This is a genomic window from Blastococcus sp. SYSU DS0669 (genome assembly GCF_054050895.1).
Genome location: NZ_JBJHAE010000001.1, coordinates 325,069 through 348,806, shown reverse-complemented (window position 1 = coordinate 348,806; position 23,738 = coordinate 325,069). Strand labels below are relative to the sequence as shown.

General features: G+C 74.9%; 27 protein-coding genes. 8 read left to right on the top strand and 19 right to left on the bottom strand.

What is annotated here, in order from left to right; translation table 11 throughout:
* Positions 1-5: 5 nt before the first annotated feature.
* The 5 genes from ACI792_RS01650 to ACI792_RS01630 all read left to right on the top strand — a co-directional run bounded on the left by ACI792_RS01650 (position 6) and on the right by ACI792_RS01630 (position 4,499).
* Positions 6-2,027, top strand: a complete 2,022-nt coding sequence (locus ACI792_RS01650; protein WP_456601039.1) for a sensor histidine kinase — start codon at positions 6-8, stop codon at positions 2,025-2,027.
* Positions 2,024-2,638 carry a response regulator gene (locus ACI792_RS01645; RefSeq protein ID WP_456601038.1) on the top strand — a complete coding sequence of 205 codons (615 nt, stop codon included), beginning with the start codon at positions 2,024-2,026 and terminating at the stop codon, positions 2,636-2,638. Before ACI792_RS01650 ends, ACI792_RS01645 begins: the two co-directional genes overlap by 4 nt.
* Positions 2,639-2,915: 277 nt before the next feature.
* The gene (locus ACI792_RS01640) at positions 2,916-3,614 is read left to right on the top strand and encodes a LuxR C-terminal-related transcriptional regulator (RefSeq protein WP_456601037.1); all 699 of its coding nucleotides are present in this window, start codon (positions 2,916-2,918) and stop codon (positions 3,612-3,614) included.
* 52 nt (positions 3,615-3,666) lie between these two features.
* Entirely contained in the window at positions 3,667-4,023 is a 357-nt protein-coding gene (locus tag ACI792_RS01635) for a hypothetical protein (protein WP_456601036.1), read from the top strand.
* Positions 4,024-4,052: 29 nt separating this feature from the next.
* Entirely contained in the window at positions 4,053-4,499 is a 447-nt protein-coding gene (locus ACI792_RS01630) for an SRPBCC family protein (protein ID WP_456601035.1), read from the top strand.
* Positions 4,500-4,506: 7 nt separating this feature from the next.
* Here the strand turns inward: ACI792_RS01630 and ACI792_RS01625 are convergent, their stop codons facing one another.
* The gene (locus tag ACI792_RS01625; RefSeq protein ID WP_456601034.1) at positions 4,507-5,520 is read right to left on the bottom strand and encodes an ion channel; all 1,014 of its coding nucleotides are present in this window, start codon (positions 5,518-5,520) and stop codon (positions 4,507-4,509) included.
* 156 nt (positions 5,521-5,676) lie between these two features.
* Between ACI792_RS01625 and ACI792_RS01620 the strand changes: the two genes are divergently transcribed.
* On the top strand, positions 5,677-6,522 hold the full coding sequence (locus tag ACI792_RS01620) for an NAD-dependent protein deacetylase (RefSeq protein ID WP_456601033.1): 846 nt from the start codon (positions 5,677-5,679) through the stop codon (positions 6,520-6,522).
* Positions 6,523-6,747: 225 nt separating this feature from the next.
* Positions 6,748-7,662 (top strand): MSMEG_6728 family protein, encoded by a 915-nt coding sequence (locus tag ACI792_RS01615; protein ID WP_456601032.1) that lies wholly within the window; start codon positions 6,748-6,750, stop codon positions 7,660-7,662.
* On the opposite strand, the gene ACI792_RS01610 is transcribed toward ACI792_RS01615, so the two are convergent.
* Positions 7,659-8,066: a PaaI family thioesterase gene (locus ACI792_RS01610; protein ID WP_456601031.1), complete on the bottom strand. Its 408-nt coding sequence runs from the start codon at positions 8,064-8,066 to the stop codon at positions 7,659-7,661. The genes ACI792_RS01615 and ACI792_RS01610 overlap by 4 nt on opposite strands.
* Positions 8,063-8,422, bottom strand: coding sequence for a VOC family protein (locus ACI792_RS01605; protein ID WP_456579428.1), 360 nt, complete (start codon positions 8,420-8,422; stop codon positions 8,063-8,065). Before ACI792_RS01605 ends, ACI792_RS01610 begins: the two co-directional genes overlap by 4 nt.
* 107 nt (positions 8,423-8,529) lie before the next feature.
* Between ACI792_RS01605 and ACI792_RS01600 the strand changes: the two genes are divergently transcribed.
* Positions 8,530-9,225: a YbaK/EbsC family protein gene (locus tag ACI792_RS01600; RefSeq protein WP_456601030.1), complete on the top strand. Its 696-nt coding sequence runs from the start codon at positions 8,530-8,532 to the stop codon at positions 9,223-9,225.
* Here the strand turns inward: ACI792_RS01600 and mscL are convergent.
* The 16 genes from mscL to ACI792_RS01520 all read right to left on the bottom strand — a co-directional run bounded on the left by mscL (position 9,222) and on the right by ACI792_RS01520 (position 23,715).
* Positions 9,222-9,671: a large conductance mechanosensitive channel protein MscL gene (gene mscL, locus ACI792_RS01595; protein WP_456601029.1), complete on the bottom strand. Its 450-nt coding sequence runs from the start codon at positions 9,669-9,671 to the stop codon at positions 9,222-9,224. The two genes, ACI792_RS01600 and mscL, sit on opposite strands and share 4 nt — an antisense overlap.
* Before the next feature lie 23 nt (positions 9,672-9,694).
* Entirely contained in the window at positions 9,695-10,324 is a 630-nt protein-coding gene (cpaB, locus tag ACI792_RS01590) for a Flp pilus assembly protein CpaB (protein WP_456601028.1), read from the bottom strand.
* Positions 10,325-10,420: 96 nt separating this feature from the next.
* Positions 10,421-10,747 carry an FmdB family zinc ribbon protein gene (locus ACI792_RS01585; protein ID WP_456601027.1) on the bottom strand — a complete coding sequence of 109 codons (327 nt, stop codon included), beginning with the start codon at positions 10,745-10,747 and terminating at the stop codon, positions 10,421-10,423.
* A gap of 112 nt (positions 10,748-10,859) precedes the next feature.
* Complete coding sequence (locus ACI792_RS01580; RefSeq protein ID WP_456601026.1) at positions 10,860-11,765, bottom strand: cytochrome c oxidase assembly protein; 906 nt, start codon at positions 11,763-11,765, stop codon at positions 10,860-10,862.
* Positions 11,766-12,269: a DUF2243 domain-containing protein gene (locus ACI792_RS01575; protein WP_456601025.1), complete on the bottom strand. Its 504-nt coding sequence runs from the start codon at positions 12,267-12,269 to the stop codon at positions 11,766-11,768.
* Between the two features lie 108 nt (positions 12,270-12,377).
* Positions 12,378-13,634: an APC family permease gene (locus tag ACI792_RS01570; protein ID WP_456601024.1), complete on the bottom strand. Its 1,257-nt coding sequence runs from the start codon at positions 13,632-13,634 to the stop codon at positions 12,378-12,380.
* A gap of 42 nt (positions 13,635-13,676) precedes the next feature.
* The gene (locus ACI792_RS01565; protein WP_456579421.1) at positions 13,677-14,600 is read right to left on the bottom strand and encodes a cation diffusion facilitator family transporter; all 924 of its coding nucleotides are present in this window, start codon (positions 14,598-14,600) and stop codon (positions 13,677-13,679) included.
* Positions 14,597-15,295, bottom strand: a complete 699-nt coding sequence (locus ACI792_RS01560) for a cation diffusion facilitator family transporter (RefSeq protein ID WP_456601023.1) — start codon at positions 15,293-15,295, stop codon at positions 14,597-14,599. The genes ACI792_RS01565 and ACI792_RS01560 overlap by 4 nt, the downstream gene beginning before the upstream one ends.
* Complete coding sequence (locus ACI792_RS01555) at positions 15,292-15,639, bottom strand: ArsR/SmtB family transcription factor (protein WP_456601169.1); 348 nt, start codon at positions 15,637-15,639, stop codon at positions 15,292-15,294. Before ACI792_RS01555 ends, ACI792_RS01560 begins: the two co-directional genes overlap by 4 nt.
* Positions 15,640-15,674: 35 nt before the next feature.
* Entirely contained in the window at positions 15,675-18,053 is a 2,379-nt protein-coding gene (locus ACI792_RS01550) for an ATP-binding cassette domain-containing protein (protein ID WP_456601022.1), read from the bottom strand.
* Positions 18,054-18,147: 94 nt separating this feature from the next.
* Positions 18,148-18,558, bottom strand: coding sequence for a VOC family protein (locus tag ACI792_RS01545; RefSeq protein ID WP_456601021.1), 411 nt, complete (start codon positions 18,556-18,558; stop codon positions 18,148-18,150).
* 5 nt (positions 18,559-18,563) lie between these two features.
* Complete coding sequence (locus ACI792_RS01540; protein WP_456579416.1) at positions 18,564-19,013, bottom strand: helix-turn-helix transcriptional regulator; 450 nt, start codon at positions 19,011-19,013, stop codon at positions 18,564-18,566.
* 32 nt (positions 19,014-19,045) lie between these two features.
* The gene (locus ACI792_RS01535) at positions 19,046-19,516 is read right to left on the bottom strand and encodes a DUF5313 family protein (protein WP_456579415.1); all 471 of its coding nucleotides are present in this window, start codon (positions 19,514-19,516) and stop codon (positions 19,046-19,048) included.
* A 71-nt stretch (positions 19,517-19,587) separates the two neighbouring features.
* Positions 19,588-21,108: a carboxyl transferase domain-containing protein gene (locus tag ACI792_RS01530; RefSeq protein ID WP_456601020.1), complete on the bottom strand. Its 1,521-nt coding sequence runs from the start codon at positions 21,106-21,108 to the stop codon at positions 19,588-19,590.
* A complete protein-coding gene (locus ACI792_RS01525) occupies positions 21,105-22,292 on the bottom strand; it encodes a CaiB/BaiF CoA transferase family protein (protein ID WP_456601019.1) in 1,188 nt (395 codons plus the stop codon). The genes ACI792_RS01530 and ACI792_RS01525 overlap by 4 nt, the downstream gene beginning before the upstream one ends.
* 85 nt (positions 22,293-22,377) lie before the next feature.
* A complete protein-coding gene (locus ACI792_RS01520; protein WP_456601018.1) occupies positions 22,378-23,715 on the bottom strand; it encodes an SLC13 family permease in 1,338 nt (445 codons plus the stop codon).
* Positions 23,716-23,738 lie beyond the last annotated feature (23 nt).

The following is a 23,738-nucleotide window of genomic DNA, read 5'->3' as shown; positions in this document are numbered from 1 at the left end:
GCAGCATGAGGACGCCTCGGCACAGCGTGGTCTCGGGCGCCGCCGCGGTGGCGGTAGGTGGCGCGGCGACGTCGGCGGTCCTGACGGCCGCGCAGGTCGGCGAGTTCCCTGCCGGCGCATGGGTCGTGGCGCTGGTGATCGTCGTGTACGCCGGGGTGGGCGTGCTGATCTGCCTGGCCCGCCCGGGGCACCGGGTCGGACTCGTGCTGCTGGGCGGAGCAGCGGTGTGGGGGCTCGGCGAGGCCATCCTGGCGGTGGGTGTCCAGGGACTGGTCACGACCCCGATGACCGGGTCGGCCGCGGCCTTGCTGGCCGTGGCCGGCACGGTGTTGCGGGGGCTCGGCTGGCTGGTGCTGGTCCTGCTGGTCCCGCTGGTCTTCCCCGATGGGCGCCTGCCAGGGCGGCCATGGCGATGGGCGATCGCGGCGTCGGCGGCGGCGCTGTTCCTGTTCACGGCGACGTCGGTCCTCGCCCCTGCCCCCATGGACGAGCGGCTGGCCGCGATCGACAGCCCCGTGGGCCTGCCTGCCGGTCTCGGCGGAGTCGTCGACGGTCTGGCCGTGCTCGCCCTGGGCGCGGTGGCAGCGGCGGTGGCGGGGGCGGTGGGCAGCCTCGTCTCGCGGTGGCGCGGGGGTGGACCGCTGCTGCGTCAACAGCTGCTGTGGTTGACCTGGGCGGCCGCCGTGCCGGCGGCGGTCCTGCCGCTGATCCTCGTCGGCGCAGCGGAGACCTTGGTCTTCGGAGTCGCCGTGCTCCCACTGCCGGTCGCCATCGGTGTGGCGGTGCTGCAGCACCGGCTGTACGACGTGCAGCCGGCGGTGAGCCGCACGATCGCCTCCGTGGGGTTGTCCGCCGCCCTCGCCGCCGTGTACGTGCTGGCCGTCGCGGGGGTCGGGGCATTGCTGGACGCACGACGGGAGCGGTGGCTGCCGTGGCTGGCCACCGGCCTGGTGGCACTGTCCTTCTCACCCCTGCGTCAGGCGCTGCAGCGAGCGGCGAACCGGCTGACCTACGGGCAGTGGGCGCAGCCGGAGGAGGTGCTGGCCGCCGTGCGACGCCGGGTCGCCGATGCGACGGACGTCGACGGGCTGCTCCAGGACCTGATCCGGGAACTGGCCGAGGTGCTCGAGTTGCCGGCGATCGTCGTGCTCGACGGAGCAGGCCGGCCACTCGCCGTGCACGGCGCCGCTGACCTTGCCGACCGGGAGACCACGCTGACCGGCTACGGCCGCGCCGTGGGAGTGCTGCGCTGGACGATGCCCCCGCGGCCGCTGCGGGACCGCGACCTCCGACTCCTCGACGACATCAGCGGCCAGCTCGGAGCACTGGTGCACGCCTCGTCCCTCCTCACCGGGCTGCGTGCTGCCCACGAGCGCCTGATCCTCGCCCGCGAGGACGAGCGCCGACGGCTCCGCCGCGACCTGCACGACGGGCTCGGCTCCGCGCTCGCCGGGCTGACGCTGAAGGCCGACGCCGCCCGCAACCTCCTCGACGACCCCACGGCGGCCGACGCAGCGCTGCTCGACCTGCGGGCCGGCATCCAGAACACGGTGCAGGACGTGCGCCGCGTGGTGGAGGGACTCCGTCCACCGTCCCTCGACGAGCTCGGCCTGGTGGGCGCGGTGCGCGAGCTGGCCGAACGGCTGCAAGCAGAGCTGCCCGACGGCACGGACGTCGACGCGGACGACGAACTGCCTGCGCTGCCCGCGGCGGCCGAGGTGGCCTGCTACCGCGTGATCCAGGAGGCCCTCACCAACGCCGTGCGCCACTCCGGGGCGTCCACCTGCCGGGTGACCCTCCGAACCGACGGCGAGGAGCTCTGCGCCGAGATCGCCGACGACGGCTCCGGCATGGTCCGACCTCGCGCCGGGGGCTCCGGGCTGCCGGGCATGCGGGAGCGCGCATCCGACCTCGGCGGAAGCCTGGCCATCGACGCCCGTCCCGGAAGGGGTACCACGGTGCGCCTACGGCTGCCGATTCCCCGCGCCCAAGCCGCGGCACCACGCTCGGACGGAGCCCTGCTGTGATCGGCGTCCTCGTCGTCGACGACCACCCGCTGTTCCGGGACGGGCTCGCCGCCCTGCTGGCGACCGTCCCCGACGTGCGCCTGCTGGCCACGGCAGGAGACGGCGCGAGCGCGGTCCTGCTGGCCAGCGAGCACCGGCCGGACGTCGTCCTGATGGACCTGAACCTGCCTGGCGTCCCGGGACTGGAGGCGACCCGCCGGATCGTCCGCGAGCTGCCCGGGACCGCCGTCCTGGTGCTGACGATGGTGGACGACGACGACGCGGTGACCGCCGCGATGCGCATGGGGGCCCGCGGCTACGTGCTCAAGGGAGCCGGGCAGGACGATGTGCTCGGCGCGATCCGCACCGTGGCTGCAGGGGGCGCGGTATTCGGCGCCGGAGTGGCCGCCCGCCTGCTCTCCCGCGGTCCGGCCGCGCTCGGTGGTCGAGAACAGCTCACCGACCGCGAGGCCGAGGTGCTCGCCCTCATCGCCGACGGCGAGAGCAACGCCGAGATCGCCCGCGAACTGCAGGTCAGTCTCAAGACCGTGCAGAACCACGTCTCGCGGGTGCTGACCAAGTTGCAGGTCCGCGACCGCACCCAGGCCGCTCTGCGCATGCGGGGCCTGTGAGAACGTTCGCGCAGGTGCGACGACGACGGCTACCGCCCGAGGCGTCCGAGGCCATTGCGCCCGAGCGGGGCCGTCGGCGGGCACTGGGCCCGGTGCTCCGGACGTGGCAGGCGTCTGCCGGTGAGTGGCCGGGCTGGATGCCCCCCCTCCCCGGATCGCTCCGCCGCCGATTGCGGAGCGCTGGGACACGACCTCGAACGGGCTGCTCAAGCACTCGGTTCACCCGACCGATGGAATGCAGGTCAGGTCGTCACCGAACGTGAGCGGAGCAACCAGCGTGTCCATCTCCACTGCCGGCGTCACCCGGGTCCTCGTCCTCGCCGACGCCCCGGTCCTGCGTCGCGGCCTCGTCGGCATGGTCGACGAGACCGCCGGCCTGCAGGCCGTGGGCGCACCCGGTGAGCCGCGTCGTGCCCTGGTGCTGGCCGAGTCCGCCCGACCCGACGCGGTGATCGTGGAGCTCGGCTCCGGCCGCAGCGCGACCCTCACCGCCATCCGGGACCTGCGCCGCCGCTTCCCGCGCACCGCCATCGTCGCCGTGGCGACCTCCGAGGACCCGGCCGTGGTCAACGAGGCGCTCGCCGCCGGCATCCGCGGCTACCTGCTCATGAACGCCTCCGCCACGCTGCTGGGCTGGGCCGTGCTGGCCGCCCGCGCCGGGCGCACCGTCGTCGACCCCCAGATCCGCCGGGTCCAGCCCGGGTCCGCCGCGCCGGTCGCCCGCGAGCTGACCCCCGAGGTGCCGCTGACCCGCCGGGAGTCCGACGTGCTGGACGAGCTGGTCCAGGGCCAGTCCAACCGGCGCATCGGCGAGAACCTGTTCATCTCCGAGGACACGGTGAAGTCGCACGTCAAGGCGATCCTGCGCAAGCTCGGCGCCCGCGACCGCGCGCACGCCGTCTCGATGGTGCTCTCGGCCCGCAACGGCTGCACCTGCGGCGCGCACGACCTGACCTCCGCCCCCGCCGAGGTCTGACCCGGCCGGCGGGCCCGGCCCGGTGGCCCCACGCGGGGTTACCGTGCTGGGCATGGTCGGCGTCCTGACGGCTGTGCTGCTGGTCGTGCTGCTGGCCGGGATCGTCGTCTGGTGGGTCTCGGTGCCGCAGCCGGCCGGCCGGGCGCTGCCCGCCCGGGAGCGGGTGCTGCGGGAGCGGGCGGTCGCCGCGGCCCGCTGGGGCGCCGCGCACGACGAGGTCGACGGGACGACGCGGGTCCTGCTGCGGCGCAGCTGCCCCGGGCTCGACGGGCACCCGGAAGTGCTCGAGGAGCGGGTGTTCGAGACCTTCCCGGCCGACGACCCGATGTGGGAGGCCCGCTTCACCGAGGCGATGGCCGGTGCCCGCTTCCGCTGCTCCTACCTCAACAACGAGGAGGGGCAGGCGTAGCCGATCCGCCGGAGGGCAGGATGGGCGGCATGGGTCAGGTCGTCGCCACCACCGAACGAGTCCTGCGCGCACCGGCGGACGTCGTCCGCGCCGCGCTCGCCGACTACGCCGTCACGCGGCCACGGGTGCTCCCCGAGCAGTACAGCGACTACCGCGTCGACGCCGGCGGGCAGGGCGCCGGCACGAAGGTGCACTGGCGGCTGCAGGCCACCTCCAAGCGGGTGCGCGAGCAGGACGTGGTCGTCACCGAGACCCCGGACGGGGCGCTCGTGGAGACCGACACCAACTCCAGCATGGTGACCACCTGGACCGTCACGCCCGCGGACGCCGGGGTCTGCACGGTGCGGGCGCGCACCACCTGGACGGGTGCCACCGGCATCGGCGGGTTCTTCGAGCGCACCTTCGCACCCAAGGGTCTGAGCCGCATCCAGGACGCGATGCTGGCCCGGCTCGAGGAGACCCTCACCCCGGCCTGACCGGCTGTCAGGACGCGCGCTCGTCGCCCGGCCAGCGGTAGCCGGCCGCCCGGATCCGCCGGGACAGCTCGTCCCGCAGGTCCGCGCACTCCGCGGTCCGCTCGGCGAGCTGCGCCGGGTCCACGGGGAGCCCCGTGCGCTCGATGTCGGCGGGCACCAGCGCGGGCGCTCCTCCAGCGTGCGCACCACCGGTCGCGGGGGCGTGCGCGACGTACTGCTGGACGGCGGAGACGACCGATCGGCGCACCCCGGCAGGGAGCCGGGAGGCAGGGTCGGCCGACGACGACAGCAGCAGCGTCGCGTCCAGCAGGACCGCCACCGCTGGGGCGGTGCCGAGCTCCGGCGCCCGGGGCCGGTAGGCGTGCAGCAGCGGATACGCGCGGTGCTGCTGGGCGAGCGTCGACAAGGTGGACGACAGCGACGACAGGGGCACCACCGCCGGGACCACCGAGCCGGGCGTGGCCAGGCCGGCCGCCGCCTCTGCGCCGGTGCTGCCGAACCCGGTGACCTGGGACGCGAAGCTCCGCTTGACGACCACCGCGGAGATCACCGAGGTGAGGTACGAGACCCCGAGGGTGATGAGGAGCATCCCGCTCAGCGAGGCCGCCATGGTGGCCAGCTGGAAGCCGGGGCCGGCCGGCTGGAAGCCGCCGTTGCCCAGGGTGGCGATGCTGTACCCGGCGAAGTAGAAGCGCTCCCAGACCGACGCCGCTGCCCCGCTCGACGAGCCGACGACCGCCTCCTCGTCGCCGAGGAAGACGAGGGACCACCCCAGCCAGAGCAGGGTGAACCAGGCGCCGACGGTCAGCCCGATGACGATGACCCCCGGGCCTCCCACCGCGCGCACCGGTGCGGCGTCGGCGATGGCGGGCCGCCGGGCCAGCCGCCACACGGCGTCGGTGACCAGCCGGGTCAGCGGGCCGGGACCGCTGGCGACGGCGAGCGTCGTCCGCACCTCGTCCACCACGGCGAAGGACACGATCGCCAGGCCGATGACGTCCCACCACCACCCCCCGGTCACGGGGTGATCCGGCATCGTGCGTGCGCGCGGCGGTCGACGGTCGGCCTCCTCGATCGGGCCCGGGGACGGGCGGTCCCGCAGAGGGTGACCGGGAAGGCTGTGCAGTACACACCGCCGCCGACGGCGCGCGCGCCGTCGGGCAGGGACCATGGGCCGGTGACCGCAGCGCCACCCGCCGTCCAGGGACTGACCGAGCTGACCGGACTGCTCGCCGCCGGCGGGACGCTGGTCCTCTCCGGGGCGGGGCTGTCCACCGACTCAGGCATCCCCGACTACCGGGGTGCCACCGGCTCGCTGCGCCGGCACACCCCGATGACGTACCAGACGTTCACCCGCGACCCACGGGGCCGGCACCGGTACTGGGCGCGCAGCTTCGTCGGCTGGCGCCAGATCGCCGAGGCCCGGCCCAACGACGGGCACCGGGCCGTCGCCGCGCTGCAGCAGGCCGGCGCGGTGACCCACGTGATCACCCAGAACGTCGACGGGCTCCACCAGGCGGGCGGGGCGCGCGACGTCCTGGAGCTGCACGGCGGGCTGGACCGGACCGTCTGCCTGGCCTGCGGTGACGTCGCCTCGCGCGCGGACCTGGACGTGCGGCTGCGGGCGGCCAACCCGGGTTTCCGGCCGGAGCCGACCGACGAGGTCAACCCAGACGGCGACGTCGAGCTGCCCGACGAGGAGCTCGACGGGTTCGTCATGGTCGACTGCCTGGCCTGCGGCCGCGGTCCCCTCAAGCCCGACGTGGTCTTCTTCGGCGAGACGGTGCCGCGGGATCGGGTCGACGCCTCCTTCGCGCTCGTCGACGACGCCCGGGCCCTGCTGGTGCTCGGCTCGTCGTTGACCGTGATGAGCGGCTACCGGTTCGTCATCCACGCCGCCAAGCGGGGCATCCCGGTCGCGATCGTCAACTCCGGTGCGACCCGCGGGGACGCCAAGGCGTCGCTCAAGGTCGACGCCCCGCTGGGGGTCGTCCTGCCCGAGCTGGCCCGCCGGCTGTCGTGACGGAGGGGGTCGGGGGCACCGACCGGCCTGGGCGAGCGCGGGGCGCCCTGGTGGGAGCAGGACGACGACGCGCGGCGCGAGCGCTGGGAGGCGGCGCTGCGGGCGCTGGGTGGTTGAGAAGGACCTCCCGGCCCCCGCTGCGCGCAGGCTCTCAGCGGGACCGTGCCGGGAGGCCGACCAGATCGGAAGATTCACCGTATGCCCGCAGGGGCAGGTAGCCCCGCGATGCAGACCTTCGTGCCGGTGGCGGACTTCGAGGAGAGCGCCCGGCTGCTCGACTCCCCGCGGCTGGGCAAGCAGCGCGTGGAGACCCTGCAGATCCTGCGCGCGCTGGAGCTGCCCGACTACGGCTGGGCCAGCCACCCGGCGGTCGCGATGTGGCGCGGGCGCACCCCGGCGCTGGTGAGCTACGGGCTGGCCATGGTGCGGGTCTGGCGGGAGCGCGGCTTCGCGGACACGACCGAGGCACTGATCGGGGAGTTCGCCCCCGACGTCGTCGGCCGGTCGCAGGCCGAGCTCGCCGCGGCCGGCCTGCTGCCCTCCTGGCTCGGCGACGAGGCGCTGCACCGCTCACACCGGTCGAACCTGATCGCCAAGGACCCGGAGTTCTACCGCGGCCGCTTCACCGAACGCTTCGGCCCCGAGCCCGACGACCTGCCCTACCTCTGGCCGGGGCCGGACGACCTCCCGCCGGCGCCGGAGCCCGACGGCGTGCGGGTGTGGGTGGTGCGGCCGCGGGCGCACAACGAGCTCGGCGCCTGCCTGGCGGCCGGGGTCGTGGGCCTGGGCACCCAGTCGGGCATCGACGTCGACGCGACCGGGATGGAGCCCGCCGAGCTGCGGGCGCTGTCCAAGGAGATCTCCGGCCGGCGCCCGGCCAAGGACCTGCGCCAGCTGTCGGCCTTCCTCGACCAGGTGCGGCCGGGCGACCCGGTCGCCCTGCCGGTCGAGCACGGGGCCGGGCTGCTGCTCGGCGAGGTGGTGGGGGACTACCTGTTCCAGGGGCGGGAGCTGCTGCCGCACCGCCGGCCGGCGCGCTGGGACCGGGTGGTGCCGCGGGCGGCCGCCCGGCCGCCCGCGACCCTGCAGGACCCGCGCGCGCTGTTCCAGGTGACGTTGGACCCCGCCGTCCTGCGTTAGCCGGGCAGCGGCACGTTCTGCAGCCGCACCTGCCCGCGGGCGACCAGCTTGCCGTCCTCCCGCGTGAGCGCGACCTGCCACAGCTGCTGGGTCCGCCCCTGCTGCACCGGCTCGGCGACGACGTCGACCCGCCCGGCGGTGACGCTGCGGAGGAAGTCGGTGCTGTTGTTGACGCCGACGGCGAACTGGCCGAGCTCGCGCACCGCGAGGCTGGCCCCGATGCTGGCCGCGGACTCGACGACGGTGCAGTACAGCCCGCCGTGCACCACGCCCCAGGGGGTGTGCTGGTCGGGGCCGAGCTCCACGTGGCCGGCCACCCGGGTGCCGGTGGCCTCGGTGACCTGGAAGCCCGCCGCCGCCACGAAGCGGCTGGCCGTCGCCGGGTCCACCGGCCCGTCGCTCACGCGTCCCACACCAGGCAGAACGGGTGGCCCACCGGGTCGGCGTAGACGCGGAAGTCGCCCCCGCCGCCGGGGAGCTTCCGGGCGCCCAGCGCCAGCACCTTCGGCTCCGCCTCCTCGATGTCGGCGACCCGGACGTCCAGGTGGAACTGCTGCGGGCGCTCGGGATCGGGCCAGTCCGGCGGCCGCAGGTCCGGGGCCTGCTGGAAGGCCAGCCGGTAGCCGGCGCCGGTGACGACGACCCAGTCGTCCCCGGGCTCGCCCCGGCTGATCTCCATGCCGAGGAGGTCGGCGTAGAACCCGGCGAGGGCGTGCGCGTCCGGTGCGTCGAGCACGACGGAGTGGAGTTGACCGATCATGGGGCCATCCTGGCGCGCGGCCGGGCGGGCCGACAGCCGGATCCCGGTCGGCTCCCGCCAGGATCCCGCCACGGCGCCGCCGGGACCCGTGCCGCAGGATCGGGGGCATGCCCGACCCCGCTGCACCCGTCCTCGGTTCGCTGACCTGGTCGCCCGCCGCCGACCGGCCCGAGCTGCTGGCCCCGCCGGTCGCCGCTGCGCTGCCGGTGCTGGCCGGGCCGGCGTGGGTCGCGGAGATCGCCGACGACCTCGCCGACACCGCCGCCTTCACCGACGCCTACGGGGTGCCGCTCGCCGCCTCGGCCAACTGCGTCGTCGTCGCCGCCCGCCGGGCGGGGGAGACGACGCTCGCCGCGTGCCTCGTGCTCGCCACCACCCGCGCCGACGTCAACGGCCTGGTGCGGCGGCACCTGGGCGCCCGCAAGGCGTCGTTCGCGCCGCAGGACGTCGCCGTCGCCGAGAGCGGCATGGCCTTCGGGGGCATCACCCCGGTCGGCCTGCCCGCCGCCTGGCCGGTGCTCGTCGACGCCGCCGTCGCCGCGGCGGACCTGGTGGTCATCGGCTCGGGCACCCGCGGGAGCAAGCTCGCCGTCCCCGGCGCGGTGCTCGCCGCGCTCCCCGCCGCGCAGGTGCTCGAGGGGCTGGGGCAGCCGCTGCCCGCGGAGCCACCCGCACCGCCGCCGCTGCGGCTGGGCCGGGCGCCGGACGACACCGACGTCGGCTGGGGGGAGCGGCCCGCCGACGGCGCCGACGACGACCGGCGCTACTACGAGGACCGGCCGCCGCACTGGGGCAGCGACTAACGGCCCTCGTGCAGGGTCCCGCCGCGAGCTTGCGGGTGGTGGGGGGCACGAGGGTCCGTCTGCTGCTGGGCGCGGAGCAGGTCGCGGATCTCGACGAGGAGCTCGACCTGGGTCGGTGCCACCGGGCCGGGCTCCTCACCGGCAGCCCGCCGGTCGAACAGCCGCCGCATGGGGAGCACCACCACGAAGTACAGGATTGCCGCCGTCAGCACGAAGGTGATCACCTGGCTGAGGAAGGCACCCCAGGTGAAGATCTGGCCGTCCACCTCGAAGGTCCCGCCCAGCTCGCCACCGCCGCCGACCAGGCCGATCAGCGGGGTGAGGAACGACTCGGCGAACGTGTTGACCACGGCGGTGAAGGCCGCGCCGATGACCACCGCGATGGCGAGGTCGACGACGTTGCCGCGGAAGAGGAAGTCCTTGAAGCCCCTGAGCACGGGGACCATCCAGCCACACCGCGGTCCGCGCGTCAGGCCGGGGGTGGGGGCAGGCTGACGGTGAGCGTGGCGGCGGCCGCGGCGGCCGCGAGCCGCGCCGCGGTCTCCGCGTCGACGGCGAGGACGAGCAGCCCGGCGCCCGCGTCGCCGTCGTCCCCGGTGGGGGCCGCGAGCACCAGGGCCCCCGCTGCCACCCGCTCGGCGGGGCCGCCGCCCGGCTCGGCGGCCAGCACGTCCACCCGGTCGCCGGCGCGCAGCAGCGCCGCGACCGCCAGATCGGCCAGCCGCACGGGGGCCGCCACCTGGCCCGCCGGCAGCAGGGCGGTCAGCCCGGCGCCGACCAGCCGGGCGTCGGTGAGCGGCTCGCCGCGGCGGACGGGCCCGGCGAGCACGCGGCGCTCCAGTTCCTCCCGGGCGGCCACCACGCCGCCGGGCACCGCACCGGCCGGGAGCCGGACGAGCGCCAGGTCGCCGCGCGCCAGGACGGTGCCGGCGGGCAGGTCGGCGGCGGCGACGACCACGGCGACGTCGCGCGGTGACGTGCGCTCGGCGGGAGCGGGGCCGGGGCGCAGCGCGAGCCCCACGGCGAGCGCGGTCAGCAGCGCGGCGGCCAGCCGGCGGGCGGTCAGCAGCGGGAAGGGGGGTCGGCGCAGTCGGAGCACGGCGCCGACCCTTCCCTGGTCGGGCCGGGCCGGAAAGCGGTCGGGCGGAGCTGTGGAGGGGCGGCGAGCCTGTGGACGAGGCCCGGCCGCCTCTCCTCAGTTGGCGGCCTTGGCCCCGCTGCCGGAGGTCGCCGCCGGCGTCGAGGCGGGGGCGGAGGTGGAGCTCTCCTTGGCCGGCGTGGAGGAGGTGCCCGACGAGGAGCCGTTGCTGCTGCCCGCGGTCTCGGACGTCTTGCCGCCCGAGCGGCTGTCGGTGCGGTAGAAGCCCGAGCCCTTGAAGACCACGCCGACCGAGCCGTAGACCTTGCGCACCGCGGCGCCGCACTCGGGGCACTCGGTCACCGGGGCGTCGGTGAAGGACTGCACGACCTCGAACTCGTGCTTGCCCTCGGCGTTGGTGCAGGCGTACTGGTACGTGGGCACGGCGTGGCTCTCCCTGGTCGAGCGGAGGTAGGGGCCCGGGTTGGCACTCGCACCCGGAGACTGCCAATGATGCGCCATGCGAGGACCGGTCGTCCACGTCTGCCGCTCAACGTCACTCCCGGAGCGCGAGGCCGAGGAGTCGGTGCGGCCACCCGGGCGCGGGAGGAGGCCTCCGTCGTCGCGCACGGCCGGCCGCCCGGGGCGCGGGCGCCGGTCGCGCCACGACCCGCCCGGCGGGAACGCGGCCCCGGTACCAGGCGACGAAGAGGGCGATCGCCAGGAGCAGTTCGGCGAGGTCTCCCCCGTAGTACATCCACCGGGCCGCCAGCTCCTTGCCCGCCACTCCCTGCTCCGCTCCGGGCGGGAGGAGGGCGGCGTGGGCGTAGAGGAGCTTGGCGAGGTAGCCGTGCGCCGCGGTGGACGCGAAGAGGGCCGCCAGCCGCGTTCCCATGCCCGGCCGCCCCGGCGCCGGGTCGGGGCCCGCGATGGCCCAGACGAACAGGCAGCCGGCGAGCAGGAAGTGGACGTTCAGCAGGGTGTGCAGCAGGGCGTCCCCAATCGCCGCTGCGTACAGGGGCGTGAGGTACAGCAGGTAGAGGGTGCCGGTGGCCAGCAGGGCCGCGGTGAACGGGTGGCCGAGCACGTGCAGGTACCGGCTGCCGAGCACCGTGCCGATGCGCCGGCGCACCGGCGTCGAGGACGCACCCAGGAGGAGCGTGACCGGCGCGGCCAGGACCAGCCCGAGCGGCGCGAACATGCCCAGGAGCAGGTGCTGCACCACGTGCCCGGCCGGCTCCTGGTGCGCGAACGCCGCCAGGGGCGGGGAGACGGCGGCGGCGAGGAGGACGACGCCCACCGTCCAGCCGGCCGTCCGCGCGACGGGCCACGGCCGCTGCAGCCGGTGCCGGGCACGGCCGGTCGCGACCAGGTAGACCGCGATCGCCGCACCGGCGAGGAGCACGGTGGCGATCCAGTGCCCGGTGGCGTCGGTGGCCGCCGGGGCGTGCTGGTGCGGCACTCAGCCGACCGGGCCGGCGGCTCGCGCCGCACGGCCCTCGTCCCGGCTGCGCACGGCCAGCACGACGCCGATGACGACCAGCACGCCGCCGCCGACGTTCCAGGCGAGGTCGTAGGGCAGCAGGTCGACGCCGTAGCGGATCTGGTGCACACGCAGGACCTTGTGGTCGACCAGGCCGTCGAACAGCTGGAACCCGCCGAGACCCAGGAACAGCCCGGCCCAGGCGGAGCGGGGTGCGAGCGCCTGACGTCGTCGCAGGTCGGCGAAGAGGAAGAAACCGGCGACCAGCAGGATCAGCTCGGCGGCGTGCAGCAGCCCGTCGGACATCAGGGCCACGCTGCCGCTGGAGCGGTCGTAGAAGTGGTGCCAGGCGAGCAGCTGGTGGAAGACGATCTCGTCGATCGCCGCCATCAGCCCGACGCCGATGACCGCTGCCACCAGCATCGACCGTCGGCGGTCCGGACCGGCCACGTCCGTGCGCGTCCGGCCCGGGTTCACCGCCATGCTGCCTGCCTCCTCGGCCGCCGGACCCGCTCCGCCCTGCTGCCCGGTCCATCCTGTACCGCGCACGGACCGGCCGCAGGGCGCACCCGCCGGCCCCGTCCGTCCCGCCTACCTCCGGGTGGGCCGGAGGCGGATGGCCCGGTAGGTGATGCCGACGGCGAAGACGACCACTCCGCCGACCACCGCCTCGACCGGTAGCGCGACGACCAGCACCAGGCAGCCGACCGCGCCGAGCACCTGCAGGGGGCGGGGGAAGCGGCGGTGCGCGCGGTCCTGCGTGAAGGCCGCGGTGTTGGCCACGAAGTAGTAGAGCAGCACGCCGAAGGAGGAGAAGCCGACCGCCCCGCGCAGGTCGACGGTGAGCACCAGCAGGCAGACCACGGCGGCGAGGGCGAGCTCGGCGTGGTGCGGCACGGAGAACCGCGGGTGCACCGCGGCCAGGAACCCGGGCAGGTCACCGTGCCGGGCCATCGCCAGCCCGGTGCGGCCGATGCCGGCGACGAGCGCCAGCAGCGCGCCCAGGGAGGCCGCGGCGGCGCCGACGCGCACCACCGGCTCCGCCCACGCCCACCCGCCGGCGTCCACCGCCGCGGCCAGCGGCGCCGAGGTGGCGGCGACGCCGTCCGGCCCGAGGGCCACCAGCACGGCGACGGCGACCACCGCGTAGACGGCGACGGCGATACCGAGGGCCAGGGGGATGGCCCGCGGGATGGTCCGGGCCGGGTCGCGGACCTCCTCGCCCATCGTCGCGATGCGCGCGAACCCGGCGAAGGCGAAGAACAGCAGGCCGGCCGACTGCAGGACCCCGTGCACGCCGCCGTCGGTGAACGTCCAGGTCGCCAGCCCGTCCCGGCTCGCCCCGCTCCCGAGCAGGCTCGCGGTCACCGCCACGGCGAGCGCGGCGAGCACGACGGTGACGACGACGCGGGTCAGCCCGGCGGTGCGGGTCACGCCGCGGTAGTTCACCGCCGTCAGGGCCAGCACCGCGGCGACGGCCACCGGTCGCTGCCACCCGGCCGGTGCCGCGTAGGCGGCGAAGGTCAGCGCCATCGCCGCGCAGCTCGCCGTCTTCCCGACGACGAAGCCCCACCCCGCGAGGAACCCCCACCACGGGCCCAGCCGCTCGCGGCCGTAGACGTAGGTGCCCCCGGAGGTGGGGTACTCCGCGGCCAGCTGTGCCGAGGCCGTCGCGTTGCAGTAGGCGACCGCCGCCGCGATCGCCAGCCCGATGAGCAGCCCTGCGCCGGCGGCCTGTGCGGCGGGGGAGAAGGCGGCGAAGACCCCGGCCCCGACCATCGAGCCGAGCCCGAGGACCACGGCGTCGGTGGTGCCCAGCCGGCGGGCCAGTGCAGGGCCTGTGCTCACGGTGCTCCTCGCGGCGGCGTCGGCCGACGATAGCGGGGCTGCTCAGCGGTGCGCGGCGGGCTCGTGGTGGGCGTGCGCGGCGGTCTCGAGCTGGAAGGTGGAGTGCTCGATGCCGACCGGGAAGTGCTCGGCGAGGCAGGCCTGGAGCTGGTCCAGCACCTGCGGGGCGTGCCCGTCGTGGAAGCAGCCGTCCTCGACGACGACGTGCGCCGAGAGCACGGGCAGCCCGCTGGTGATCTGCGAGGCGTGCAGGTCGTGCACCCCGATGACGTGCGGCAGCGCCAGCAGGTGCGCCCGGACGGCGTCGAGGTCGACCCCCGGCGGCGTGCTCTCCAGGAGCACCGACACCGTCTCCCGCAGCAGCCGGACGGTGCGGGGCACGATCAGCGCCACGATCACCAGCGAGGCGATCGCGTCCGCCTGCAGCCAACCGGTCAGGGCCACGACGGCGGCGGCCACCAGGACGGCGACCGAGCCGAGGGCGTCGTTGACCACCTCGAGCGTCGCGGCGCGCATGTTCACGTTCCCGCCGTGCCCGCCCCGGGTGAGCACCACGATGCCGGCGAGGTTGGCGGCCAGCCCGATCGCGCCGAAGACCAGCACGGCGGTGGTGGCGATCTCCGGCGGATCGGCCAGCCGGCCGATCGCCTCGACCGCGATCCAACCGCCGACGGCCAGCAGCACGGCGGCCTGCAGCGTGGCCCCGAGCACCTCGGCGCGCCGGTAGCCCCACGTGCGCTGCGCCGTCGCGGGCCGCGCCGCCAGGGTGGCCGCGACCAGCGCGATCGCCAGGCCCGCGGCGTCGGTGGCGGCATGTGCGGCGTCGGCGAGCAGGGCCAGCGATCCCGAGACGAGCGCGCCGACGAGCTGGACGACCAGCACGCCCGCAGTCAGGGCCAGCACCACGGCCAGGCGGCGCCGGTTCCCGGACGCCGCGGCGTGGCCGTGGTCGTGCCCGCCGCTCACCGGTCGTCCTGCGGCCCGGGAGCGGCTCCGCAGCACGTGTCCACCGCGGCGTCCGGGCCCGGGCGGCCGGGCGCGCAGCAGCCCTCGCCGCGCCACGCCTCGACCCCCTCGCGGAGGGCGACGGCGGCGATCACCAGGCCCGCGACCGGGTCGGCCCAGCTCCAGCCGAGCCAGGCGTTGAGCACCAGCCCGACGAGGACGGCGGCGCTCAGGTAGGTGCACAGCAGCGTCTGGGTGGAGTCGGCGACGACGGCACCGGAGCCCAGCGCCCGGCCGGTGCGGCGCTGCGCCCAGGAGAGGAAGGGCATGACCACCAGGGAGACCGCGGCCAGCGCGATGCCCACGGGCGAGGCGTCCGGGTCGCCGCCGGCGACGAGCGCGCGCACCGACTCGAACGTGACGTAGCCGGCCAGGGCGAAGAAGGAGCAGGCCATCAGCCGCAGCGCCTGCCGCTCCCGGCTCTCCGGCAGGTGGTGCCGGAACTGCCACAGGATGATCAGGCCGCTGGAGACCTCGACCACCGAGTCCAGGCCGAACCCGATCAGCGCGACCGACCCGGCGGCCAGCCCGGCGGCGATGGCGATCACCGCCTCGACGACGTTGTAGGCGACGGCGGTGCCGGCGAGGAGTTGCGCCCGGCGCCCGAGTCGGGCGCGGTCGGCCGCGCTCGGTGGAGTGGTGGTCGTCGCGCTCACCGGGCCGCCACCTCGCCGTAGGCGGGGCAGAGGGTGACCGCATCGCCGGTGCCGGCGAGCAGCCGTTCAGCGGCGGCGAGCAGGCCGAGGACCTCGGTGGTGGCGGCCAGCGACCACAGCGAGGCACGCCCCTGCGGCCGCGAGGTGACCAGGCCGCAGTCCCGCAGGCACGCCAGGTGCGCCGACACGGTCGACTGCGCCAACCCCAGGTGGCGGGTCAGCTCGACCACCTTGTGCTCCCCGAGGGCCAGATGGCGCACGATCGCCAGCCGGTTGGGGTCCCCGAGGCTCCGGAACAGGCACGAGGCGGCGGACAGCGCCGCCGCCTCGTCGACCTCGATCATCGTCACCCGGCGATGATAGCGCTCGAGGTCGGTCGTCAAGCGGGGACGTACTCGGCGAGGTGCTCCCCCGTGAGCGTGGACCGGGCGGCGACCAGGTCGGCCGGGGTCCCCTCGAACACCACCAGGCCGCCCTCGGATCCGGCGCCCGGGCCGAGGTCGACGATCCAGTCGGCATGCGCCATGACCGCCTGGTGGTGCTCGATGACGATCACGGTCGTCCCGGAGTCCACCAGCCGGTCGAGGAGGCCGAGCAGGTTCTCGACGTCGGCCAGGTGCAGGCCGGTCGTCGGCTCGTCCAGGACGTAGACCCCGCCCTTCTCCGCCATGCGGGTGGCCAGCTTCAGCCGCTGGCGCTCACCCCCGGAGAGGGTGGTGAGCGGCTGGCCGAGGGTGAGGTAGCCCAGCCCGACGTCGGCCAGCCGGTCGAGGATCGCGTGCGCGGCGGGCGTGCGGGCGTCCCCGCCGCCGAAGAACTCCTCGGCCTCGGCCACGCTCATCGCGAGCACCTCGGCGATGTTCCGGCCGCCCAGGCGGTACTCGAGCACGGCGGCCTGGAAGCGCTTGCCCTCGCACTCCTCGCAGGTCGACTCGACCGTGGCCATGACGCCGAGGTCGGTGTAGAGGACGCCGGCGCCGTTGCAGGTCGGGCAGGCGCCCTCGGAGTTGGCGCTGAACAGCGCGGGCTTCACGCCGTTGGCCTTGGCGAACGCCTTGCGGATCGGCTCGAGCAGGCCGGTGTAGGTGGCCGGGTTGGACCGGCGCGACCCCCGGATCGCCGACTGGTCGACGACCACCACGCCCTCCCGCCCGGCGAGGTTGCCGTGGATGAGGGAGCTCTTGCCCGACCCGGCCACGCCGGTGACGACGGTCAGCACCCCGGTGGGGATGTCGACGTCGACGCCGCGCAGGTTGTTCTGCCGCGCCCCCCGGATCTCCAGCGCGCCGGTGGAGGTGCGCACCTCCGGCTTGAGCCGCACCCGGTCACCGAGGTGGCGGCCGGTCAGGGTGCCGCTGCGGTGCAGCTCCTCGACGCTGCCCTCGAACACCACCTCGCCGCCCGCGGTGCCGGCGCCCGGGCCGAGGTCGACGACGTGGTCGGCGATCGCGATCGTCTCCGGCTTGTGCTCGACCACCAGCACGGTGTTGCCCTTGTCGCGGAGCCGCAGGAGCAGGTCGTTCATCCGCCGGATGTCGTGCGGGTGCAGGCCGATGGTCGGCTCGTCGAAGACGTAGGTGACGTCGGTGAGCGAGGACCCGAGGTGGCGGATCATCTTGGTGCGCTGGGCCTCGCCGCCGGAGAGGGTGCCCGCCGGGCGGTCCAGGGAGAGGTAGCCCAGCCCGATCTCGACGAAGGAGTCGAGGGTGTGCTGCAGCCCGGCCAGCAGCGGCGCCACCCCCGGGTCGTCCAGCTCGCGCAGCCACGCGGCGAGGTCGCTGATCTGCATGCGGCAGAGGTCGGCGATGTTCTTGCCGCGGATCTTCGACGACAGGGCCTCGGCGCTCAGCCGCGTGCCGTCGCAGTCGGGGCAGGTCTCGAAGGTCACCGCGCGCTCGACGAACCGGCGGACGTGCGGCTGCATCGCGTCGACGTCCTTGCTGAGCATCGACTTCTGGATCTTGGGGATCAGGCCCTCGTAGGTGAGGTTGACCCCCTCGACCTTGACCTTGGTCGGCTCGGCGTGGAGCAGCGTGTGCAGCTCCTTCTTCGTGAACCTCGCGATCGGCTTGTCCATGGGCAGCCCGGCGCCGGCGAAGATGCGGCCGTACCAGCCGTCCATGCTGAACCCGGGCACGGTCAGGGCGCCGTCGGCGAGCGACTTCGAGTCGTCGTACAGCGCGGTCAGGTCGATGTCGTTGACCGACCCCATGCCCTCGCAGCGGGGGCACATGCCGCCGAGGCGGGTGAAGGTCACCTTCTCCGCCTTGCTGCCTGCCCCGCGTTCGACGGTGATCGCCCCGCTGGCCGAGACCGACGGCATGTTGAAGGAGTAGGCGTTCGGCGAGCCCAGGCTGGGCTCCCCGCGCCGGCTGAAGAGGATCCGCAGCATCGCGTTGACGTCGGTGGCCGTGCCCACGGTGGAGCGCGGGTTGGCACCCATCCGTTCCTGGTCGACGATGATCGCCGTCGTCAGCCCCTCGAGGACGTCGACGTCGGGCCGGGCGAGCGAGGGCATGAAGCCCTGCACGAACGCGCTGTAGGTCTCGTTGATCATCCGCTGCGACTCGGCGGCGATGGTGCCGAACACCAGCGAGCTCTTGCCCGACCCGGAGACGCCGGTGAACACCGTGAGCCGCCGCTTGGGGATCTCGACGCTGACGTCCTTGAGGTTGTTCTGCCGCGCCCCGACCACCCGGATCAGGTCGTGGCTGTCGGCGGCGGCGCGCACCGCATCCGGCTCGGTCACCGTGCTCATCGTGCCTCCGTCCGTCCGGGCCCCCGCCGATGTGGCGAGGGCCCGGTGTCTACCAACGATGTCCGACAGGGATGACTGCGGGCACGCCCGCTTCTCAGCGGAGCTGCTGGATGCGGACGGTGTTGCCGGCCGGGTCGCGGAACGCGCAGTCGCGGATGCCGTAGGGCTGCTCGGTCGGCTCCTGCATCACCTCGGCGCCGGTGGCCTGGATCCGGTCGAAGGCGGCGTCGAGGTCCTTGGTGGCCAGGACGACGGAGGCGTAGGTGCCCTTGGCCATCATCTCGGCGATGGTCCGCTGCTCGTCCTCGGTGATCCCGGGGTCGGCGGTCGGCGGGTGGAGCAGGATCGAGGTCGCCGACTCGTCGGCCGGGCCGACGGTGAGCCAGCGCATGCCCTCGTAGCCGACGTCGTTGCGCAGCTCGAAGCCGAGGGCGTCGCGGTAGAAGGCCAGCGAGGCCTCGGGGTCGTCGTGGGGGAGGAAGGCGTGGTGCACGGTGAGATCCATGGCGATCACGCTAGGGACGCGGCGGGTGCCGGCGCTTCTCGATTCCTGACCGGTCTGGTGACCTGCTTCGCCGTGCACGACGGGATGCCGGAGGTCGCCTCCGCCGCCTCCCGCCGGTAGGTGCTCGGCGGTACGCCGACCAGTTCGGTGAACCGGGTGCTGAAGGTGCCCAGCGACGAGCAGCCCACCGCGAAGCAGACCTCGGTGACGGTCAGGTCGCCGCGCCGCAGCAGCGCCATCGCGCGCTCGATGCGCCGCGTCATCAGGTAGGCGTACGGGGACTCGCCGTAGGCGCGCTTGAACTCCCGGCTGAGGTGGCCGGCCGACATGTGGGCCCCACGGGCGAGCGAGGCGACGTCCAGCGGCCGGGCGTACTCGCGGTCGATCCGGTCCTTGACCCGGCGCAGCCGCACGAGGTCGCGCAGGTGCGGGTCGGCGGCCGGTCCGCTGGTCACGGGCCGGATCGTGCCACGCGTTCGCCGCCGCGTCAGCGGTCCTGGCGCTCCCGGTAGCGGGCGGCCCGCCGGGCCGCCGCCGCCCGCTTCCGCTCCGTCTCGCGCTGCTGGGCGACCAGCCCGGCGCGCTCCCGGGCGGCGGTCGCGGTGCCGGCGGGGTAGCCCGCCTTCACCACGCGGTTCTCGGTGGTCTCGGGCATGTAGGCCAGCGAGAAGATCAGGCCCAGGAAGATCCCACCGCCCGCGACCGCCAGCCGCAGCCCCAGCGGCGCGGGCAGGAACGCCACGACGAGCGCGATGGGGACGGCCAGCTGGACCAGGGTCCGGAGGACGTGCCGGGCCCACCACGTCCCGGTCGTGGTGTCGTGCAGGACCCAGCCCCGGTGGCGCTCGGGCAGGCGGCCGCCCAGTGCGTACCAGAACCACCGGTGGGGAGCCGGGCGGACGACGGGGGCGCGGCCGTCGTCCCCGGGCGTCCTCGGACCCGCGTCGCCGTCGCTCACCCCGCCATCGTCCCAGGGTCACCGGCGCCGGTGGTCGCCCCCCGCGCCGTCCTGGCTCAGCTCCCGGGAGGTCAACGGCCCAGGTGGCGGTAGCGGTGCAGCCGGGTGCGGAACCGCTCGGTGTCGTCGCGGCCGAGCAGCCCGGCCAGCTCCTCGCCCAGCACCCGGCCCAGCCGCAGGCAGAACTCGACCGGCTCGTCGGCCGCGTCGGGCCGCTCGGGCACCACCCGGTCGACGATCCCGGCGCGCCACAGATCGGTGGCGCGCACGCCCTGGTGCGCGGCCATCTCGTCGGCGCGGTCCACCGTGCGGTGCACGATGGCGCTCGCGCCCTCCGGGGGCAGCGGGCCCAGCCAGCCGTTCGCCGCGGCGAGGACGCGGTCGGCCGGCACCAGCGCCAGCGCGCCGCCGCCGGTGCCCTGGCCCAGCAGCACCGCGAGGGTGGGTGCCTTGAGCACCACCAGGTCGTGCAGGCAGCGGGCGATCTCCCCGGCGAGCCCGCCCTCCTCGGCCTCGCGGGACAGCGCCGCGCCGGGGGTGTCGATGAGCGTGACGAGCGGCAGCCGCAGCTCCTCGGCCAGGTGCATCCCGCGGCGCGCCTCGCGCAGCGCCGCCGGCCCCAGCGGCGCCGACAGCGACTGGCCGCGCCGGTCCTGCCCCAGAACGACGCAGGGCGCCCCGCCGAAGCGGGCCAGCGCCAGCAGCAGCCCGGGGTCCTTCTCGCCGGCGCCGGTGCCGGAGAGACCGACGACGTCGGTGGCCGCGGTCCGCAGCAGCCGCCGGACGCCAGGGCGGTCCTCCCTCCGTGACGCGGTCACGACCTCCCACGCGCTGCGCCCGTCCTCCGGGTCGTCGGCGTCGGTGCCGTCCTCGGCGGTCGGCCGCTCGGCGTCCCGGACGTCGAGGTGCCAGGTCTGCCGGGCCGAGAGCACCCGCAGCGCGCGGTCGGCGACGTCGGCGATCTGGTCGTGCGGGACCACGGCGTCGATGAGACCGCGGGCGGCCAGGTTCTCCGCGGTCTGCACGCCCTCGGGGAAGGGCTCGCCGTAGAGCGCCTCGTAGACCCGCGGCCCGAGGAACCCGATGGCGGCGCCGGGCTCGGCGATGGTCACGTGACCGAGCGACCCCCAGGAGGCCAGCACGCCCCCGAAGGTCGGGTGGCGGAGGTAGACCAGGTAGGGCAACCCCGCCTCCTTGTGCCGGGCGATCGCGGCGGTGATCCCGATCATCTGCAGGAAGGCGACCGTGCCCTCCTGCATGCGGGTGCCCCCGGAGACCGGCGCCGCCAGCAGCGGCAGCCCCTCGTCGGTGGCCCGCTCCACCGCCGCGATCAGCCGCTCGGCGGCGGCCACCCCGATGGAGCCGGCGAGGAAGCCGAACTCGCCGGCGACGACGGCGACGCGGCGGCCGCGCAGCCTGCCCTCGCCGGTGATGACCGACTCGTCCTGCCGTGACTTCTCCGCGGCGCGGGCCAGCTCGGCGGCGTAGTCGTCCGCCACGTCGCGGGGCGGGACGGGGGAGTCCCACGACTGCCACGACCCCGGGTCGAGGACGAGGTCGCGCAGCGTCCGGGCGTCCGGCCGCGCGGTCACGTGGCGGGGCCGTTCAGCCAGGCGCGGATGGCCTCGCCGTCGGCGCCCAGCACAGGGGGAGCCGAGTGCTCCCGGCGCGTGGTCTCGGTCTCGCCGTCGGCCCCGGCGGCGAAGAAGCGCAGCGGCGGGCCGGGCAGCTGCAGCCGGCCCAGGGTGGCGTGGTCGACGTCGACCAGCAGCCCCTGCGACAGCGCCTGGTCCCAGCCGTAGACCTCGTCGATCGTGCGGACCTTGCCCGACGGGATGCCGACCTTGGCCAACCGGGCCAGCAGGTCCTCGGCGGGGATGTCGGCGAACGCGCCCTCGAGGAGGGCGATCACCTCCTCGCGGTGCTCCACCCGGTCGCCGTTCGTCGCCATCCCGGGAGCCTCGGGGTCGAAGCCGAACTCGGCGCAGAGCTTCCGCCAGAGGGAGTCGTTGGCGCACGCCACCTGGACGCTGCCGCCCTGGCAGTGGAAGAGCCCGTAGGGGGCGATCGAGGGGTGGTGGTTGCCCTGCGCGGCACCGACCTTGCCGGCCACGGTCCACGACGTCCCCTGGAAGGCGTGCACGCCGACGATCGCGGCGAGCAGCGAGGTGCGCACCACCTGCCCGCGGCCGGTGCGGCCCCGCTCGATCAGCGCGGCGAGGACGCCGTAGGCGCCGTACATGCCGGCCAGCAGGTCGCCGATGGGCACGCCGACCCGCTGCGGGTCGTCGGGCCCCGAGCCCGTGAGCGACATCAGCCCACCCTCTCCCTGGGCGATCTGGTCGTACCCCGCGCGACCGCCCTCGGGGCCGTCGTGGCCGAACCCGCTGATCGCCAGCGTCACCAGCCGCGGGTTCAGCTCGGCCAGCACGTCGGTGCCGAAGCCCAGGCGGGCCAGCGTGCCCGGGCGGAAGTTCTCCAGCAGCACGTCGGCGCGCTGGAGCAGCCCGGTGAGCACGGTCTTGTCGCCCTCGTCCTTGAGGTCGAGGGTGATCGACTCCTTGTTGCGGTTGGTCGAGAGGAAGTAGGTGGACTCCCGGTCCCCGCTCTCGGGGGTCACGAACGGCGGCCCCCAGCTGCGGGTGTCGTCACCGGTCCCCGGCGTCTCGACCTTGATCACGCGGGCGCCGAGGTCGCCGAGCATCATCGCGGCGTGCGGCCCGGCGAGGGCGCGGGTGAGGTCGACGACGAGGACGCCGTCCAGCGGTCCGGGCATGGTGTGCTCCCTCGCTCGGGGGGTGCGGCTCCGATGGCTGCGCCCCGGAAGTGTCTCAGCGCTGAGACATCGGTGGCCGGCCGGGTCACAACCAGCCGGGCACCACGAAGACCAGCCACGACAGCAGCGGTCCGACGGCCACCACGATCGCGGCGTAGGCCAGGATCTGCTTGTAGAAGCGGTCGCGGTCGACGTCCTGCGCGTTGGCCAGCACGAGCGCGCCGTTGGTCGAGAACGGGCTCACGTCGACGATCGTGGAGGCCACCGACAGGGCGACCACCACGCCGATCGCGCTGATGGCCCCGGCCTCGAGGAACGGCACCGCGAGGAGGATGGCGACGCCGATGATCGCCGTCGACGACGCGAAGGCCGAGACGACGCCGCCGATGTAGGCCAGCAGCAGCGCGATGAGCAGCGGGACCCCGAGGCCGATGACCGCGTCGCCGACGTAGTCGATGGTGCCGGCCTCCTCGAGGACGAACACGAAGGTCAGGACGCCGGCGATCAGGAGGATCGTCGACCAGCTGATCTGGGTGACCGCGCCCTTGTGCTGCTGGGCGGAGAACAGCGCCAGGACGACGGCGACGGTGATCGCGACGAAGCCGATGTCCAGGTCGAAGGCGAGCGCCAGGACGGCGACGACGACCAGCCCGACCAGCGTGAGCACCTGCTCGAAGCGCACCGGCGACGGGCGGTCGGGGTGGATGTGCTCGTCGTCGTCCCCGCCGACGGCGGGCCCGGGCGCGGCGCCGTGGCCGCGCACCACCGTGCCGTGGGCGTGCTCGCCGTGCGGGATCGGTTCGGCGGCGACCTTGCGGCCCAGCAGCTTCCGGCCGCCGAGCGCGAAGAACAGGACCAGGGCGATCGCGATGTTGAAGAGCAGCGCCCCGAGGAACACCGCCAGGGGGCTGCCCGGCAGCCCTTCGTCCTCGACGATGGTGTTCACCGTGACGCCGTAGACGCTGATGGGGGAGAAGCCGCCCCCCTGGGCGCCGTGGATGACCATCATCCCCATCAGCAGCGGGCTGATCTCGTGCCGGGCGGCGAAGGTGAGCGCGATCGGGGCGATGATCGCGACCGCCGCCGGCGACAGCGCGCCGATGCCCGTGAGGACGGCGGTGACGGCGAACATGATCCACGGGATGGCCGCCACGTGGCCGCCGACCATCCTCACCGCGCCCCGGACCAGCAGGTCCACCGTGCCGTTGTTCTGCGCGATGGCGAACAGGTAGGTGACCCCGATCAGGGTCAGCACCAGGCCGGCGGGGAACCCGCTGATGATGTCGTCGGTGGTCAACCCCACCGAGAGGGTGCCCACGACGAAGGCGGCGACGAACGCCAGCGCCCCCATGTTGATCGGCAGGAAGGTCGCGATCGCGAAGATCACGACCAGCGCCAGGATGGTGACGATCTCGGGCGACACGGTCACTCCCACCAGGTCCGGGG